Origin of the sequence: Serratia sp. Ag1, from assembly GCF_000743355.1 — a bacterium.
GTDB lineage: Bacteria > Pseudomonadota > Gammaproteobacteria > Enterobacterales > Enterobacteriaceae > Chania.
Map to the genome: position 1 here is coordinate 40,371 of NZ_JQEI01000023.1, position 16,158 is coordinate 56,528.

Genomic DNA, 16,158 nt, shown 5'->3' on the forward strand with positions numbered 1-16,158 from the left:
TAGGATAAATGGTCATATTGTACCCGTATAGCAAGTTAATTATAGTCACTGCAGGCCATCCGGCACCACTACCATTAAGGGGGAGATATGAGCATCAGTGACAGCCACAAGAATGCGGTTGAAAGGCAGTTTGGCGATCAGGCCCAGGCCTATTTGAACAGTGCCGTACATGCACAGGGGAAAGATTTGCAACGCTTGGCGGGCCTGTTGCAAGGCAGCCCTAACGCCCGGCTGCTTGATTTGGGCTGTGGGGCAGGGCATGCCAGTTTTGTTGCTGCGGCAAAGGTGGCTCAGGTAGTAGCATACGATCTTTCTGCACAAATGCTGTCAGTGGTTGGCCAGGCGGCGGCGGAGAAAGGGCTGGAGAATATTCAGTTACAACAAGGTGTGGCTGAATCACTGCCGTTTGACGATGGTAGTTTCGACATCGCGATCAGCCGCTATTCTGCACACCACTGGCACGACGTTGGCCGCGCATTGCGTGAAGTGAGGCGGGTGCTGAAACCTGGTGGCCGCGCCATTTTTATGGATGTGGTCTCCCCAGGGCATCCGTTGCTGGATATCTATTTGCAGACGGTAGAAGTGTTGCGCGATACCTCACACGTACGCAACTATGCGCCTGGTGAATGGTTGGGAATGTTCACTGAGGCTGGGTTGGTGGTGCGGCAAGTCACCTCGGATCGTCTGGATCTGGAGTTCGGCAGTTGGGTAGCGCGGATGCGTACCCCGGAACATTTTGTGACGGCGATTCGCGCTCTGCAGCAAGGGGTAGCAGAAGATGTGCGGCAGCATTTCGCCATTCAGGACGATGGCTCATTTACCAGTGACATTATGATGTTTGAAGTGAGCAAGGGATAATCGCCGCAGGGCAACCATTAAAGGTTGCCCTGAGATTCATGTTTATTTTTTCTCTTCCAGCAGGCAACGGTAAATCAGCCCACCGATAACGCCGCCAATTAATGGCACTAACCAGAATACCCACAGTTGCTGCAATGCCCAAGTACCCTGGAATATTGCCACACCGGTGCTGCGCGCCGGGTTAACGGAGGTATTGGTGACTGGAATACTGATTAAATGAATCAGCGTTAATGCCAGGCCGATAGCCAGGGGGGCAAATCCTGCAGGGGCGCGTTTATCTGTCGCACCATGAATAACGATCAGGAAGAAGGCAGTCAGCACCAGCTCAATAACGATTGCAGCCTGCAGAGAATAGCCATTTGGCGAATGCTCGCCGTAGCCATTGGAAGCAAAACCACTGCTGGTGGCATCAAAGCCGGTTTTACCGCTGGCGACTAAATACAGCACCGCAGCTGCGGCAATAGCCCCAATAACCTGAGTAATCACGTAAGGGATAACATCTTTTGCCGGGAAACGGCCACCGGCAAATAATCCCAGAGTAACTGCCGGGTTAAAATGCCCACCAGAAATATGACCGACGGCATACGCCATGGTGACAACGGTGAGACCAAACGCTAGAGCTACACCGGTAAAACCAATACCCAGTTGTGGGAATGCGGCGGCTAAGACAGCGCTGCCACAACCACCGAATACCAACCAAAATGTACCAAAAAATTCGGCAAAGAGTCGCTTTGACATATAGATTGAACCCTGCAAGAAAAATAGATTTTTATCAGCACTAACACTATGAACCCCGGTTTTTATTCCCAGAATTTATATCCGTCATACTTCAAGCTGCTTGGGTGTTGATTGCCTTGGTTGCGCGAGCACAGCCAACTCCCCGTATCTTGGAAGGTTATGGGTATGAGTGATGGTGTTTGATAGGCCTTTAATTACGGGGGTATTAAATCCCTATTATTATAATTTGTCTAGAACACGGAATTGATTTTAAGAAACGTCTTGCTTTTCTTGTCTTGTTTATTCTTTTATAGGTGACTTTCTTGGTTATTGTCTGAAAAAATCCTGATTTGTACTATTCCTACTTGGTACTTATTGTGTTCAAAATAATTCAAGTCGCAGGAAAGCCAATACGCCGACAACTTGATATACGACGAACTTAGCGTTGTTTAAATAAAGCAGGGTATGAGGTTATATGGTAAATATCCCTTTATGGTTGAGAAATAAAAGCTCTCATTTCCTCCTCATTTTCTTCACAATCATTGAGCTTCTTTACCTTGAGTGACGTCCGTTTGCATTTGCTGGCTAATAATTAAATCGCTGAGAACGAATCGGATTATACCCAAGCAACTTTAAGTATGGCGGGTATAGCCATCAAAACATTAAAGTAACGGAGTCAATCATGAAACTATTACCTTGTCTCGCTGCAGCACTGATCGCCACGGCTTCATTCTCAACTTTGGCGGCCAATATGTCTGCTCAACAGGTCAACAGCAATCAGGCCAGCACGATGCAGAGTATGGGAGTTGTCTCGGTATCTGGCATCAGTGGTTCGCCAGATGATGCTGTCCACGCGTTAAAACAGAAAGCGACGGAGGACGGGGCCACACATTATCGTATCATTGGGCTGGATAACCCTGGCGATTCCAGCAATTGGCGTGGTAATGCGGAAATCTATCGTTAATAAATCAACCGCAGCAAGGCGGCAAATGAGTGAGCCCCAGGAGCAGAGATCGCCAGGTGACTGGGGCGTTTAGGCTTTTACTCGTTGTGACAATCTGTTTAAATGACGCGCTCTGAACCGATAGGATGCACGATGGTGAACCATTCTGGTGCAGAATTTCGTGCGTGCAGGCCGCTGTGCCATAAGATTTACACTATCGTAAATATTGAAATACAGTGCAGGGGCGGTATGATGCTGCAGCCACGCTCGATCTCTCTGTCAGATATCCTGTTGGTAAGTAATGCACTCAAGTGACCGCATAAGGGACAACCTGTAATGACACAAACCATTTTTATGGTAGGCGCGCGCGGAGCTGGTAAAACCACGGTGGGTAGCGCATTGGCGCAGGCTCTGGGTTATCAGTTTATCGATACCGATCTGTTTATGCAGCAGGCTGCGCAAATGAGTGTAGCAGAGATGGTGGTGCAAGAAGGGTGGCTGGGGTTCCGCCGCCGTGAAACACTGGCTTTGCAAGAAGTAACACAGCCGTCAACCCTGGTTGCCACCGGGGGCGGTATGATCCTGGCGGAAGAGAACCGTCGGTTTATGCGGCAGCACGGCACGGTGATTTATCTGCGTGCGCCAGCCAGCGTGTTAGCGCAGCGTTTGACTGAGTATCCGCAGGATGCACAACGCCCGACCTTGACGGGCCGCCCGATAGCGGAAGAAATGCTGGAAGTATTGGCGCAGCGTGAAGCGCTGTATCAAGAAGCGGCACATTATGTGATGGACTGTACTCTGCCTCCGGCGCAGGTGGTTGAGCAAATCCTTGTAGCTTTACAGGGTGAAGCGGTTAAGTAACGGTTTTCTGGGGCACGTTTCTGGTGCTCCTTTCTTATCAAATGGCTAGAGCCCAGAGTAAATCAATTTACTCTGCCAATCCGGCATTGTCCGATAAAGTGGAATTTGAGATCTCAACGACTTTTTTGATAACTTCTGATGAAGTTGGTTTTATCAGAGTTTTGTGCTGAGATACTTATCCTGCCCCGACTATATGCAAAGTTTCATTAGTGATACTTATGCATTATTTCCTATATTTCTGTTATAGAAGCATTATTTGCTGCAATTAAACCTGATTATCAAAAATAAACCTCTTGACGATAAGTGCTATGAGTTCTAGTTTTTAAATATTGAATAGGAACTTAGTTCCGCATAGTGGAACAAAGAGTGTCATGACCACATTAGAGAATGCTGCGGCAGTATTAAAGTTATTTTCTCAACAGGGCATGACTTACGGTCAGCCGGGTATTTCGTTCAGCGATGTGGTGGAGCAACTTGGTTTGCCGAAAAGCACCGTGTCGCGCTTGTTACAAACCATGGAAAACCAAGGGATGTTGGAGCGCGATCCCACGAGCCGTCTGTATAGGATCGGGCAGGTACTGCTTTCGGTGGCTAGCCATTATCTGTCAACGCCGCTGGTGGAAAACGCTGCGGCGTTGATGACTCAGCTTGACCAGTTAACCTTTTGCACAGGGTATATCGCGATGCTGGATGGGCGTGATGGTCGGGTGATGCGTACATTCCCGGGGCGCCATTTCTTTCAGGTGATTACACCGGTAGGCGTCTGTTCACCGGCAGCGGAAACCTCGGTGGGCCGTGCATTGCTGGCGCGCGACAGCGATGAACAGGTATGCGAACGCTTTGCGGCAGGTTATCGGGCGGTGGCTGCCAACTCGCCGCAAACGTTGGAGGAATTGCTGCAAAAACTGGCCTTGGTCAGGCAGCGGGGCTGGTCATTGGCGCGTAACGAAACGCTGCCTGGTATCAGTTCATTAGCAACAGCGGTAACCAATAAGCACCGCAATGAGACGGTGGGGTTATGTTTATCCTTTCCTTCACAGCGCGAGGAACAACCTTATTCACCTCAGGTACTTGAGGCGCTGATGACGGTTTCTCGCCAACTGGCAGAAAGGCTCGGTGATGAATATTGGCAACAGCGCGTTTGGGAATATTCTCGCTGAAAAGGTAGCATTACGGCTGAATTAATTAGCGTTCCAACACCAGGGAACTTGGCTTGCGGTTTAATGATCAGGCCGTAATTAATCAGCCTAAATATACCTATCAGAATTCAATATATTACGCGTAACTTGAATGATTTAGAGTATTGGCAGGAAATCAATCATTTCACTGTAAGTTCCAAATAGCGGAACTGCAGCGCTGGCGGGTACCTGAAATATTATTTTTGCCGGACAATAGGGATAATCAGGAATACTGTGTATGCAATCAGAGAAAACCATTAACCCATTAAAAGATCTTGGCACGCTACTGGTGATGGTGCTGCTGTCCATTATTGGTGCCATTATCGGTGTGCAGTTGATCACCACGCTAGGCGTAACGCCCAATACCTCAATTATCGGTGCGCTGTTTGCCATGCTGCTGGCGCGAATTCCGTTGCAGATGTTTCAACGTTACCGCTCGATACACACGCAAAACCTGGCACAAACGGTGATCTCTTCTGCCACCTTCGGTGCTGCCAACAGCCTGTTAATGCCGATTGCCGTCCCTTACGTGATGGGGCAACCTCAGTTAATTATGCCGATGTTCTGCGGCGTGGCTGCGGCGATGCTGCTGGATGCCTATCTGTTGTATCGCCTGTTTGATACCAAAGTGTTCCCTGCTGCTAATGCCTGGCCACCGGGTGTTGCTGCTGCAGAAGCTATCAAGGCGGGGGATCGCGGGGGGAAACAGGCGTGGTTGCTGGTCGTGGGCGTGGTGATCGGGGTTGCCGGTTCGATGCTCAAGATCCCGATGGCCGCCTTTGGTACAGCATTTATCGGCAATATCTGGGCGTTGAGCATGTTCGGTATTGGCCTGTTGCTGCGCGCCTACGGTCAACCACTGACCGGGGTGGATATCAACGCGCAGTATATTCCACACGGTGTCATGGTGGGGGCCGGGCTGGTGGCGTTGATCCAGGTGGTTCAGGTGATCCGCAATAAAAACGCAGACGCTGCCTCCACCCATACGCAGCCCGACAGCGAAGTGCGTAAAGCACTGGGTCTGGGGGCTGGTGGATATGTGGCGATCGCTGCGCTGCTGGCGCTGGCGGGTGGGCTGTACAGTGAAATGTCACTGACCATGCTGCTGTTGTTTGTGCTTTATGCGGCTTTCGCCGCCTTTGTGCATGAACTGATTGTTGGCATCGCGGCGATGCACTCCGGTTGGTTCCCGGCTTTTGCCGTGGCGTTGATCACTTTGATTGTCGGCATTTTGCTTGGTTTTCCGCCGTTGGCGCTGTGCATTTTAACCGGTTTCACTGCGGCAACCGGCCCGGCGTTTGCCGATATGGGCTTTGACCTGAAAGCGGGCTTCATCCTGCGCGGTTATGGCAAGGATTTGCAGCAGGAACTGCTGGGCCGCCGTATTCAATTGATTGCCGCGATGATCGCGTTTGTGATCGCCATTCCAGTGGTTTATTTCTCCTATAACAGCTATTTCCTGCAGGATCTGGTTCCGCCGGTGGCGCGTGTGTATGCCAAAACGATTGAGGCCGGGGCGCAGCCGGGCATCGCTTTCAGCCTGCTGATCTGGGCTATTCCGGGGGCCATCGTGCAGTGGATTGGTGGGCCAAAACGCCAGTTAGGCGTGCTGCTGGCAACCGGTTTGCTGATCAACAATCCATTGGCTGGTTGGGCGGTGGTGGTGGGTATTGCATTACGCATTCTGATTATTAAGCGTTGGGGTGATAAAGGCCGTACCCCGATGGAGATTATGGCTGCCGGATTTATTGCCGGTGACGCATTGTACAACTTCTTTAACTCGATTTTTTCCAGTAAAGGGAAGTAACGCCAAGCGTATCGCCACACCAGAGAAATTGATGAGGTACCAACATGAGTTTGCAACAAACACTGCAGGTTTTTGAGCTGATTGACAACGCCTATGTCAGCGGTCAGGACATTGTTGACTTATTCGCTCCATATCCGGCGGTAAAGGCCAGCACCAGCCGCGCCAGCGGTACAAAAGGCTCGACCGATTTTGTCCGTATCGAGATTGCAGGTAACGCGGGTAAAAGTGCAGGCGGCAGCGCGCCGACTCTGGGGATTATTGGGCGCTTGGGGGGCATTGGTGCGCGCCCGACGCGTATTGGGCTGGTTTCTGACGGTGATGGTGCCATTGCAGCAATTGCCTGTGCTTTGAAGCTGGCAGAGATGCAGCGTAAAGGCGATGTGTTGCCAGGGGATGTGATTGTAACCACCCACATTTGCCCTAATGCACCAACGCGCCCGCACGATCCGGTGGATTTTATGGATTCACCGATTGATGACGTCACAATGAACGCTCACGAAGTGGTGCCAGAAGCGGATGCCATTTTGTCGATCGATACCACCAAAGGTAACAGGATCATTAACCACAAAGGTTATGCCCTGTCGCCGACGGTGAAAGAGGGGTACATCCTGCGGGTAGCGGAAGATCTGCTGCGCATTATGGAGATGACCAGTGGCCGCGCGGCGGTGACGTTCCCGATCACCATGCAGGACATTACGCCTTACGGCAACGATGTGCATCATCTCAACAGTATTCTGCAGCCCTCAACCGCCACGACGGCACCAGTGGTTGGGGTGGCGATCTGCACGGAGTCGGTGGTGCCGGGGTGTGGCACCGGGGCTAGCCATGAAACGGACATCGCGTTAACGGTGAAATTTGCTGTGGAAGTGGCGAAAGAGTTCGGGCGCGGTACCTGCCATTTTTATGACGCGGCTGAATATGCCCGCCTGTTGGCGTTGTATGGCAGCATGCGCCATCTGCAACAGCGTTAATCAAGATTTGTCTTCTTTTCCTTTAATCCTGTTAACTTGTTATTCTTTGGGGCCTGCGGGCCCCGTTTTTTATTCTGCCCGGCTGTTTTGAACCGCTAGGAAAAACCGGTGCAACCCTCCCGCGCATCGCGATCGCATTTCGTGTGAAAAACCAGTGACAGATCAGGCTCAATCCCCCAATATGGGGGTCTACTAAGATGATAACGTGAGGCCAGTCTATGCTGAAAGTAAATGAGTATTTTGGCGGGAAAGTGAAGTCTATCGGTTTCGATAGTAGCAGCATCGGTCTTACCAGCGTCGGTGTGATGGAGGAGGGGCAGTACACTTTCAGCACCGCACAACCGGAGGAAATGACGGTGATCACCGGCGCATTAAAAGTGTTGCTGCCGGGCGCGCCGGACTGGCAGGTATTTACGCCAGGCGAAAAGTTCTTCGTACCGGGGCACAGTGAGTTCAACCTGCAGGTTGCGGATGCTACCGCTTATCTTTGCCGTTATCTGAGTAAATAATTTACCGCCGGGTGCAACCTGTTGCACCCGGCGGCTTTGCCAGCGTTATCGCTGCGCTTCGCCACCCAAGGCTTCAATGGTATTGCTGATTAACGCTGCCAGCTCGCTGGTCATCAGGATGAAGTCAGCATCAAAGCGCTGGGCAAAGTCTTCGCGGTCGATGTCAGCGTTCTGCTCGCGTAAGACGTCGGCAAACTTCAGGCGCTTGAGCGAGCCATCGTCGGCCAGCACCAGTTGGATCCGCTCCTGCCAATCCACCGCCAGTTTGGTCACCAGCTTGCCCGCTTCAATATGCACGGCGATCTCATCGCTAATCAGGTTCTGCTTTTTGCAGCGGATCACGCCGCCATCTTCCAGAATGGCTTTCAGTTCGGCTTCGTCCTGAATGATAAAACCGGCGGGCAGTTCACCGGAGCGCACCCATTCGGTCAGCGTCAGCTCGATCGGGCTTTCCATGGTTAACGGGACTACCGGCAGGGAACCGAGGCTTTTGCGCAACAGCGCCAGGGTGTCTTCGGCGCGTTTGGCACTGGCGGCATCCACCATGATCAGGCTGTTGACGGTGTCGATCCACATAAACGTCTGGTTAAAGCGGCTGAAAGCGCGCGGCAACAGGCTGTGCAACACTTCATCTTTCAGTGAGTCTTTCTCGGTTTTCTTCAGTTTGCGGTGCTGCTCGCCTTCCAGCTTATCAATCTTCGCCTGCAATTCCTGTTTTAGCACCGGAGAGGGCAGGATCTTCTCTTCTTTACGGGCGCAGATCACGATCTGCCCGTTAACCGCATGCGTCAGTGCGTCGCTGTGAGAGCCCATTGGTGAGACCCAGCCGGTTTTCGCCATATCCTGGCTTCCGCACGGGGTGAACGCAAAGGCGCTGAGCTGTTTTTCCATTTCATCCGCGTTTAGCGCAACGTCGCGGCTCAAACGGTAAACCATCAAATTCTTAAACCACAGCATAATGTTATCCCAGGCTGGGCGTGCACTTATCCCCCTCATATCTCGTCAGGGTTGCACGCAGATTCATCAAAAGCAGGGCGGCATGATAACGAATTGACGCGGGGAAATCGCCTTATTCCCGTGGTTTTGCGGTGTCTCCCGCGTTTCTGTGCCTTGCCCGTTGCAACGCAGAAGCCAGTTGCCGCTGGCTGAACGGCTTACGCAACAGTTCGATATCCAATGATTCATCTTCGCTGTGCTGGCGCATATCCTGGCCGCTGATCAGCAACGTGCTTAGCCGTGGATTGACCGCACGTGCCTGATTGATCACCTGCACGCCGTTCAACTCACCGGGTAGCATCAAATCGCTGATCAACAACGTGATATCCGCCGTCTGGCGCAGCATGGCCAGCGCTTCCTGGCTGTCGGCGCTGTCGAGCGTCAGATAGCCGAGTTGATGCAAGTGCTCGCACAGGGTATGGCGCACGTCATTTTCATCTTCCAGCACCAGAACCAGATGATCGGTAGCGTCGTTTGCTTCTGCAGGTAAAACCTGTGGCGCATCAGCGGTAGCCGCTTGCGCACGCGGCAGTTGCAGCCGCACCAGCGTCCCGCTACCGGGAGCGCTTTCCACCTGCACCCGGCCACCGGACTGGCGCACAAAGCCATAGACCATCGACAGGCCCAACCCGCTGCCGCTGCCAACGGCCTTGGTGGTGAAGAAAGGTTCGAACACCCGTGCTTTGACCTCTTCCGACATTCCGCTACCGGTATCAATGACCTCCAGCGCCACCATATCCTGTTTTTTACCCCCGGTTCGCACCACTCGCTGATTGTAAATGCGGATACGCACCGTGCCGCTGCGGCCTTCCATGGCATCGCGGGCATTCACCACCAGGTTCAGTAGCGCATTCTCTAATTGATTGACGTCGATCCACGCCAGCCAACCGGGCTGTTGAGCCTCAATGGTCAGGGAAAGCGTCGTCGGGAGTGAATGGCGCAGCAGTTCCTGCAGGTTTTCCACCAGGTCTTTTAACGCCACCGCCTGCGGGTGCAGCGCCTGCTTGCGGGAAAAGGCCAGCAGGCGCTGCGTCAACTGTGCGCCGCGCTCGGCGGCTTTCAGGGCGCGGGCGATGCGCTGCTCGCTCTGGGCGTCCAACCGGTGCTGGGTGGTCAGTTCCAGGCTACCGATAATCACGGCCAGCAGATTATTGAAATCATGTGCCAAACCGCCGGTCAGTTGACCCACCGCTTTCATTTTCTGGCTGTGCAACAGCGCTTCTTCCAGCGCTTTGCGCTCGGTGCGTTCCAGCACCACGTTCACTACGCCACGGTTGGGCACCGGGCTGAAACGCAGTTCAACGGTGCGCCCCCCGGCCAGTTGCAGCTCTTGTGGATGCGGTAGCTCGCTGGAGATATTGGCCAGCACCTCTTCCCAACGCTGGCCGTGGGGTGGCGTAACGTGCTGTAGCAAGGCGCGATAGTGCTGGCCGCGATGCAACTGCTGCTCGTTCAGCCCCAGCAGCAGCGGATATTGCGGATTCCACACCACCAGATGGCCGTTATTGTCGAACAGCGCAAAGCCGTCACGCATTGCCAGAAAAGTGGTTTCCAACTGGGTACTTTTCTCTTTCAGCAGGCGTGAAGTCTGTTCCAGCGAAGCGGTGTTCCGGGCAAAAACGTTAAACGCGCGCGCCAGTTCCCCCAATTCATCACGCCGTTGCAGGGCGGGTACGTTAACTTCACGCTCACCACGCGTTAAGCGCGTCATGGCGTTGGCAATCGCCGTCAGGTTGGAACCCAGATTGCGGTAGATATAGAGCCCGGCAAAACCGGTAATCACCAGCGACAGCAAGGCAAACAGGCCGATAAACGCGATAATCGAGTTAAGTTCACTGTGTGTTTTGTGGGTGCGTTGCTCCGACTCATCCGCCACCTTTTGCACGTAGAGGTTAATGTCATCGCTGAGCATCGCTACCAGGGCTTTGATGTGGTAGGTGTAATAGGCCAGTGCCAGATCGCTCTGCTCCAGTTCCAGAGTTTGTGGCAGTAACGACAGCTCGCTGTGGCGGAACTGGCGCATTTTCTCATCGATCAGCGCGTCGCTGCTGTGCGCGGGCCAAGCGGCCATCACCTGGTTAATCTGTTGGGTGGCTGCCTTGGGGATCGGCGTCTGGATGGCAATCACCAATAAGCGATCGAGCTGGCTGAGCAATGCCGGTGGTGGCTGCTTAAGGTCGGCGTGCTGACTGAGGCTGGTGATATGGCGCAGCGTGCTTTGCGCCTGATACAGCTCACTCAACAGGATATTGCGCTGCAGATGGCGGGTGTGCCCCAGTTCCAGCATGCGGGTCACGCTGGTTTCCAGCGCATTACTGCGTTCAATAATGCGGTTGACCAACGCCGGTTCGCTGTGGGCCAGTGGGGCATCGGCCAGACGAGCCAAAGAGGCTTGCAACGCCAATTGGGTCTGTTTCAGCCGTGCTGATTCACTCTGATATTCCAGCGCCCCGACCACCTGTGAAAGCCGGATGGCCGCCGTGGCGACGTTTGAGGTATCGCGGCTCAGCGCCATGCTGTCGCTCATTTCTTGCAGCGTTTGCGCCTGCATCTGTTCTTGCAGTTTGCCTGCGTGATTGAAACCGATGATCGCCACGCCGCTGACCATCAGCGTGACGGCCACCACCAGCAGATTGAACATCAGCAAGCGCCCACGAGCACTGGCGAGAAAAGGCGTTTTGCGCATTATATCTCCCTCAACGGTTTGCCCACAGTATATACCCGTCATACTTCAAGTTGCTTGGGTGTTGGCTGCCCTCACTCACCCCAGTCACTTACCTGAGTAAGCTCCTGGGGACTCGTTCCGTTGCCGCCTACAAGCCACTCGAATTATTTAGGGTATAAAAGCCCCGCCGTTAACATTATGACAATCATGAATGGTGGCTGACATTTTGTATTTATTCGGGCGTGATTAACTGCCATCACGCCAAACCGTAATCTGGGGAATGATGATGGGCGCTACGCCGATTCTGGAAATGCAGAATATTGCCAAAAGTTTTGGCCAGTTTTACGCGCTGAATGGGGTCAATCTGACGGTATATCGCGGTGAAATCCATGCGCTGATGGGGGAAAACGGCGCAGGAAAAAGTACATTGATGAAGATCTTGGCCGGTGCGTATACCGCCAGCAGCGGGGAAATTTTTATCGACGGACAGCCGTTTGCCATCAAAGGGCCAAAAGATGCTCTGGCAGCGGGGATCACCCTGATTTATCAGGAAATGAATCTGGCACCGAATCTGACAGTGGCAGAGAACATATTTCTCGGCAGCGAGATCCAGCGTGCTGGCCTGGTGCAGCGCCAGCAGATGCAGGAAGAGGCCCAGAAGGTGATTGATCGCTTAGGGGCGCAGTTCCGTGCCAGCGATCGGGTGATGAAACTGACCATTGCCGAGCAGCAACAGGTGGAGATCGCCCGTGCGCTGTACCGTAACAGCCGTATTCTGGTGATGGATGAACCGACCGCTGCACTGTCATCACGCGAGACACAGCGCCTGTTTGCCTTGATCAAACGCCTGCGCGACGAAGGCATGGCGATCATCTATATCAGCCACCGTATGGCAGAAGTATATGAGCTTTCTGATCGGGTCAGCGTGCTGCGCGACGGCCAATATGTGGGCAGCCTGACGCGCGACACACTCTCCGCCAGCGAACTGGTGCGCATGATGGTCGGGCGGCCACTGAGCGATCTGTTCAATAAAGAACGAGGGATCGCGGTGGGTGAAGCCCGCCTGGCGCTGCATGGCCTGACGGACGGTAACAAGATCAAACCGATCAACCTACAGGTAGGTTCCGGGGAGATCGTCGCTTTGGCCGGGTTGGTGGGGGCCGGGCGCTCTGAACTGGCACAGTTGATTTTTGGTGTGCGCAAGGCCACTGCGGGCACGATCGAGATCGACGGCAAACCGGCTGTAATCCATTCCCCGCGTGATGCCATTGCTCTCGGCATTGGTTTTTTAACGGAAAACCGCAAAGAGCAGGGGTTGTTCCTCGATCTGGCAGCCCATGAAAATATCGTGATGGCGACGCTGGAACGCGATGCGCGCTATGGGCTGCTGAACCGCGCTAAGGCACAGACTATCTCCAGCGACGCTATCAAGTTGCTGAACATCCGCGTACCTCATGCGCAAGTACGTGCCGGGGGGCTTTCCGGTGGTAATCAACAGAAATTGCTGATCTCGCGCTGGGTGGCGATTGGCCCGCGCATTCTGATCCTCGACGAACCCACGCGCGGAGTGGATGTCGGGGCGAAAAGCGAAATCTACCGCATCATGAGCCAAATGGCGCAACAAGGTGTGGCGATCCTGATGATTTCCAGCGAGTTACCGGAGGTGGTCGGGATGAGCGACCGCGTGTATGTGATGCATGAAGGCAGCATTGCCGGTGAGCTGGCCGGTGCTGATATCACTCAGGAAAACATCATGACGCTGGCAACCGGCGTCGAAACAGGCCAACCACAGGTCGCTCATCATGAATAACCCTAGCCGAATGCTCAAGGAACCTGCTATGACCACTAAAGCCCCAGCCTTGAAACGGGCGTTACTCGGCGATCTGATGCAAACGGTCGGTATTTTGCCGATATTGATCCTGATCGTCGCCATTTTTGGCTTTGTTGCCCCTAACTTTTTCACCGATGCCAACCTGCTGAATATCGCCCGTCAGGCTTCGATCAATATCGTGCTGGCGGCTGGGATGACTTTCATCATCCTCACCGGGGGGATCGATCTCTCTGTTGGTTCGATGCTGGGGACGACCGCCGTGGTGGCGATGGCGGTATCGCTGATGCCGGGTGTTGCCGGGCTGGCTATTCCACTGGCTTTGCTGGCCGGGCTGGGCATGGGATTGTTTAACGGCATTCTGGTGGCTTATGCCGGTTTGCCACCGTTTATCGTGACGCTCGGCACCTACACGGCGCTGCGTGGTGCGGCGTATCTGCTGGCGGATGGCACCACCATTATTAATTCCGATATCAGTTTTGAATGGATCGGTAACGCTTATCTGGGGCCGATCCCGTGGCTGGTGGTGATTGCCTTTGCGGTCATTGCTCTGTGCTGGTTCATCCTGCGCCGTACGACGCTGGGCGTACATATTTACGCCGTGGGCGGCAACATGCAGGCGGCTCGTTTGACCGGGATTAAAGTTGGTGCGGTGCTGCTGTTTGTGTACGGCATGAGCGGCCTGCTTTCCGGGTTGGGCGGTGTGATGAGTGCTTCGCGCCTCTACAGCGCCAACGGCAACCTGGGGATGGGCTATGAGCTGGATGCGATTGCGGCCGTGATCCTGGGCGGCACCAGTTTTGTGGGTGGCATCGGCACCATTACCGGCACTCTGGTGGGGGCGTTAATCATCGCCACCCTGAATAACGGTATGACGCTGATGGGCGTTTCGTATTTTTGGCAGTTGGTGATTAAAGGTGCGGTGATCATTGTTGCGGTAATGATCGACAAATACCGTACCCGCAATTACCAGCATTGATTTACCCGTCGTCCTGCAGGTTACAGCGCCATTCGCTGCAACTTGGAGTCCATAAATAACGAGGAAAACACTATGCGTTTCAAGCCATTGATGACCGCTTTACTGGTAACTGCTGCGTTGGGCAGCGCCACGCTGGTACAGGCGAAAGAGTTGAAATCGATTGGGGTGACGGTGGGCGATCTGGCTAACCCGTTCTTTGTGCAGATCACCAAAGGCGCGGAGCTGAAAGCGCGTGAACTGGCGGGGGATAAGGTCAACGTTACGCTGGTGTCGAGTGGTTACGATCTGGGGCAACAGGTGGCGCAGATCGATAACTTTATCGCTGCCAAGGTCGATATGATCATCCTGAACGCTGCCGACTCCAAAGGTATCGGCCCGGCGGTGAAGCGCGCTAAAGACGCCGGGATTGTGGTGGTAGCGGTGGACGTGGCGGCAGACGGTGCCGATGCCACCATTACTTCTGATAACACCCAGGCGGGGGAAATGGCCTGTAAGTACATTTCTGATCGGCTGAAAAACAAAGGCAACGTGGTGATCATTAACGGGCCGCCGGTTTCTGCAGTACAAAACCGGGTAGAAGGCTGTATGAACGAACTGAAGAAACACCCGGAGATCAAGCTGCTTTCCCATAACCAGAATGCCAAGGGCAGCCGTGAGGGTGGGCTGGAGATTATGACTTCTCTGTTGGCGGCGAACCCACATATTGACGGGGTGTTTGCGATTAACGATCCGACGGCGATTGGCGCCGATCTGGCCGCCAAGCAGGCGCAACGCAACGAATTCTTTATCGCCGGTGTTGATGGTTCACCGGATGGTGAAGAAGCGTTAAAACGCGGTAACTCGCTGTTTGTCGCGACTCCGGCGCAGGATCCGCAGGTGATGGCGGCGAAAGCGGTAGAGATCGGCTATGACATTCTGCAAGGCAAACCGGCACCGACAGGGCCAGTGCTGATCCCGGTTACCCTGATCGATAAAAACAATATCGGCAGCTACAAAGGCTGGACGGTGAAATAACCGTCGCATCCCGCTCAGGTTGGGGTGAGAGGGGGCTCTTGAGCCCCCAGCTCGGTTGCATTCACCGCGTTACCGAATAAACCCAAACATGCGTCCGCAGTCTTAAGATGTGAACAGGAGTCCACTCAGGAGGCAGGATGAAACGTTCCAGCGTGAACCAGATCTTACAGCAGACCCGGCATTTCTTCGTTCAGCACGGCGTCCATTTACCGCCTTTTGCTCATTTCAGCCCACAGGTGTGGCAAAAAATCGATCGTAAACCCTGGCAGGAAGTGTTCGACCTGAAGCTGGGGTGGGACGTCACCGCCTTCGGTGAAGATGATTTTACCCACTGTGGCCTGACGCTGTTCACGCTGCGTAACGGTTCCCCCAGCGGCCAGCCGTACAGCAAATGCTATGCGGAAAAGGTGATGCACTGCCGCGAAGCGCAGGTGACGCCGATGCATTTTCACTGGCACAAGAGTGAGGACATCATTAATCGTGGCGGTGGCAACCTGGTTATTGAACTGCACAAGGCCGATCCACAAGGGCAACTGGCGGCAGAGGAAGTGACGGTAGTGCTCGACGGTTGCCGCCAGACCCACGCAGCGGGCTCACGCCTGCGCCTGGCTCCGGGGGAGAGCATTTGCCTGACACCGGGGATCTACCACAGTTTTTGGGGTGAAGAAGGCTTTGGCGACGTACTGGTCGGGGAGGTGTCGATGGTGAACGATGACGACACCGATAACCGCTTCCTGAAGCCCCTCAGCCGTTTTGATCGGATCGAAGAAGATCAGCCGCCAAAGTGGCTGCTGTGCAATGAGTATTTGGGCTTTATTGAGTAAGGGGTAAT

General features: G+C 53.9%; 14 protein-coding genes. 11 read left to right on the plus strand and 3 right to left on the minus strand.

Features of this window, described 5'->3' with window-relative positions; translation table 11 throughout:
- Positions 1-87 precede the first annotated feature (87 nt).
- Positions 88-858, plus strand: a complete 771-nt coding sequence (locus tag IV04_RS13530) for a class I SAM-dependent methyltransferase (RefSeq protein WP_037394831.1) — start codon at positions 88-90, stop codon at positions 856-858.
- 42 nt (positions 859-900) lie between these two features.
- Here the strand turns inward: IV04_RS13530 and aqpZ are convergent, their stop codons facing one another.
- Complete coding sequence (gene aqpZ, locus IV04_RS13535; protein WP_037394828.1) at positions 901-1,596, minus strand: aquaporin Z; 696 nt, start codon at positions 1,594-1,596, stop codon at positions 901-903.
- Positions 1,597-2,257: 661 nt separating this feature from the next.
- On the opposite strand from aqpZ, the gene IV04_RS13540 reads away from it, so the two are divergent.
- The 6 genes from IV04_RS13540 to ppnP all read left to right on the plus strand — a co-directional run bounded on the left by IV04_RS13540 (position 2,258) and on the right by ppnP (position 7,844).
- Positions 2,258-2,539: a DUF1471 domain-containing protein gene (locus IV04_RS13540; protein ID WP_037394825.1), complete on the plus strand. Its 282-nt coding sequence runs from the start codon at positions 2,258-2,260 to the stop codon at positions 2,537-2,539.
- A gap of 315 nt (positions 2,540-2,854) precedes the next feature.
- Positions 2,855-3,379 (plus strand): shikimate kinase AroL, encoded by a 525-nt coding sequence (aroL, locus tag IV04_RS13545; RefSeq protein ID WP_037394821.1) that lies wholly within the window; start codon positions 2,855-2,857, stop codon positions 3,377-3,379.
- Between the two features lie 371 nt (positions 3,380-3,750).
- Positions 3,751-4,539, plus strand: coding sequence for an IclR family transcriptional regulator (locus IV04_RS13550; protein WP_037394818.1), 789 nt, complete (start codon positions 3,751-3,753; stop codon positions 4,537-4,539).
- Between the two features lie 256 nt (positions 4,540-4,795).
- Positions 4,796-6,364, plus strand: a complete 1,569-nt coding sequence (locus tag IV04_RS13555) for an OPT/YSL family transporter (RefSeq protein ID WP_037394815.1) — start codon at positions 4,796-4,798, stop codon at positions 6,362-6,364.
- Between the two features lie 44 nt (positions 6,365-6,408).
- Positions 6,409-7,335, plus strand: coding sequence for a DUF1177 domain-containing protein (locus IV04_RS13560; protein WP_037394812.1), 927 nt, complete (start codon positions 6,409-6,411; stop codon positions 7,333-7,335).
- A 218-nt stretch (positions 7,336-7,553) separates the two neighbouring features.
- Positions 7,554-7,844: a pyrimidine/purine nucleoside phosphorylase gene (ppnP, locus tag IV04_RS13565; protein WP_037394807.1), complete on the plus strand. Its 291-nt coding sequence runs from the start codon at positions 7,554-7,556 to the stop codon at positions 7,842-7,844.
- A 45-nt stretch (positions 7,845-7,889) separates the two neighbouring features.
- On the opposite strand, the gene rdgC is transcribed toward ppnP, so the two are convergent.
- Complete coding sequence (gene rdgC, locus IV04_RS13570; RefSeq protein WP_037394805.1) at positions 7,890-8,801, minus strand: recombination-associated protein RdgC; 912 nt, start codon at positions 8,799-8,801, stop codon at positions 7,890-7,892.
- A gap of 112 nt (positions 8,802-8,913) precedes the next feature.
- Positions 8,914-11,526: an ATP-binding protein gene (locus IV04_RS13575; RefSeq protein WP_037394799.1), complete on the minus strand. Its 2,613-nt coding sequence runs from the start codon at positions 11,524-11,526 to the stop codon at positions 8,914-8,916.
- A 265-nt stretch (positions 11,527-11,791) separates the two neighbouring features.
- Here IV04_RS13575 and IV04_RS13580 point away from each other — a divergent pair, with 265 nt between their 5' ends.
- The 4 genes from IV04_RS13580 to IV04_RS13595 all read left to right on the plus strand — a co-directional run bounded on the left by IV04_RS13580 (position 11,792) and on the right by IV04_RS13595 (position 16,150).
- Positions 11,792-13,315: a sugar ABC transporter ATP-binding protein gene (locus IV04_RS13580; protein WP_037394797.1), complete on the plus strand. Its 1,524-nt coding sequence runs from the start codon at positions 11,792-11,794 to the stop codon at positions 13,313-13,315.
- Between the two features lie 28 nt (positions 13,316-13,343).
- A complete protein-coding gene (locus IV04_RS13585; RefSeq protein ID WP_152562881.1) occupies positions 13,344-14,312 on the plus strand; it encodes a ribose ABC transporter permease in 969 nt (322 codons plus the stop codon).
- A gap of 72 nt (positions 14,313-14,384) precedes the next feature.
- Complete coding sequence (locus IV04_RS13590) at positions 14,385-15,326, plus strand: ABC transporter substrate-binding protein (RefSeq protein ID WP_037394792.1); 942 nt, start codon at positions 14,385-14,387, stop codon at positions 15,324-15,326.
- A gap of 137 nt (positions 15,327-15,463) precedes the next feature.
- The gene (locus IV04_RS13595; protein ID WP_037394789.1) at positions 15,464-16,150 is read left to right on the plus strand and encodes a D-lyxose/D-mannose family sugar isomerase; all 687 of its coding nucleotides are present in this window, start codon (positions 15,464-15,466) and stop codon (positions 16,148-16,150) included.
- Positions 16,151-16,158 lie beyond the last annotated feature (8 nt).

Coding starts and splice junctions, on each gene's coding strand:
- IV04_RS13585 (WP_152562881.1), top strand. CDS start 13,344: ATGACCACTAAAGCCCCAGCCTTGAAACGGGCGTTACTCGGCGATCTG.
- IV04_RS13540 (WP_037394825.1), top strand. CDS start 2,258: ATGAAACTATTACCTTGTCTCGCTGCAGCACTGATCGCCACGGCTTCA.
- ppnP (WP_037394807.1), top strand. CDS start 7,554: ATGCTGAAAGTAAATGAGTATTTTGGCGGGAAAGTGAAGTCTATCGGT.
- IV04_RS13530 (WP_037394831.1), top strand. CDS start 88: ATGAGCATCAGTGACAGCCACAAGAATGCGGTTGAAAGGCAGTTTGGC.
- IV04_RS13590 (WP_037394792.1), top strand. CDS start 14,385: ATGCGTTTCAAGCCATTGATGACCGCTTTACTGGTAACTGCTGCGTTG.
- aroL (WP_037394821.1), top strand. CDS start 2,855: ATGACACAAACCATTTTTATGGTAGGCGCGCGCGGAGCTGGTAAAACC.
- aqpZ (WP_037394828.1), bottom strand. CDS start 1,596: ATGTCAAAGCGACTCTTTGCCGAATTTTTTGGTACATTTTGGTTGGTA.
- IV04_RS13595 (WP_037394789.1), top strand. CDS start 15,464: ATGAAACGTTCCAGCGTGAACCAGATCTTACAGCAGACCCGGCATTTC.
- IV04_RS13550 (WP_037394818.1), top strand. CDS start 3,751: ATGACCACATTAGAGAATGCTGCGGCAGTATTAAAGTTATTTTCTCAA.
- IV04_RS13580 (WP_037394797.1), top strand. CDS start 11,792: ATGGGCGCTACGCCGATTCTGGAAATGCAGAATATTGCCAAAAGTTTT.
- IV04_RS13555 (WP_037394815.1), top strand. CDS start 4,796: ATGCAATCAGAGAAAACCATTAACCCATTAAAAGATCTTGGCACGCTA.
- IV04_RS13560 (WP_037394812.1), top strand. CDS start 6,409: ATGAGTTTGCAACAAACACTGCAGGTTTTTGAGCTGATTGACAACGCC.
- IV04_RS13575 (WP_037394799.1), bottom strand. CDS start 11,526: ATGCGCAAAACGCCTTTTCTCGCCAGTGCTCGTGGGCGCTTGCTGATG.
- rdgC (WP_037394805.1), bottom strand. CDS start 8,801: ATGCTGTGGTTTAAGAATTTGATGGTTTACCGTTTGAGCCGCGACGTT.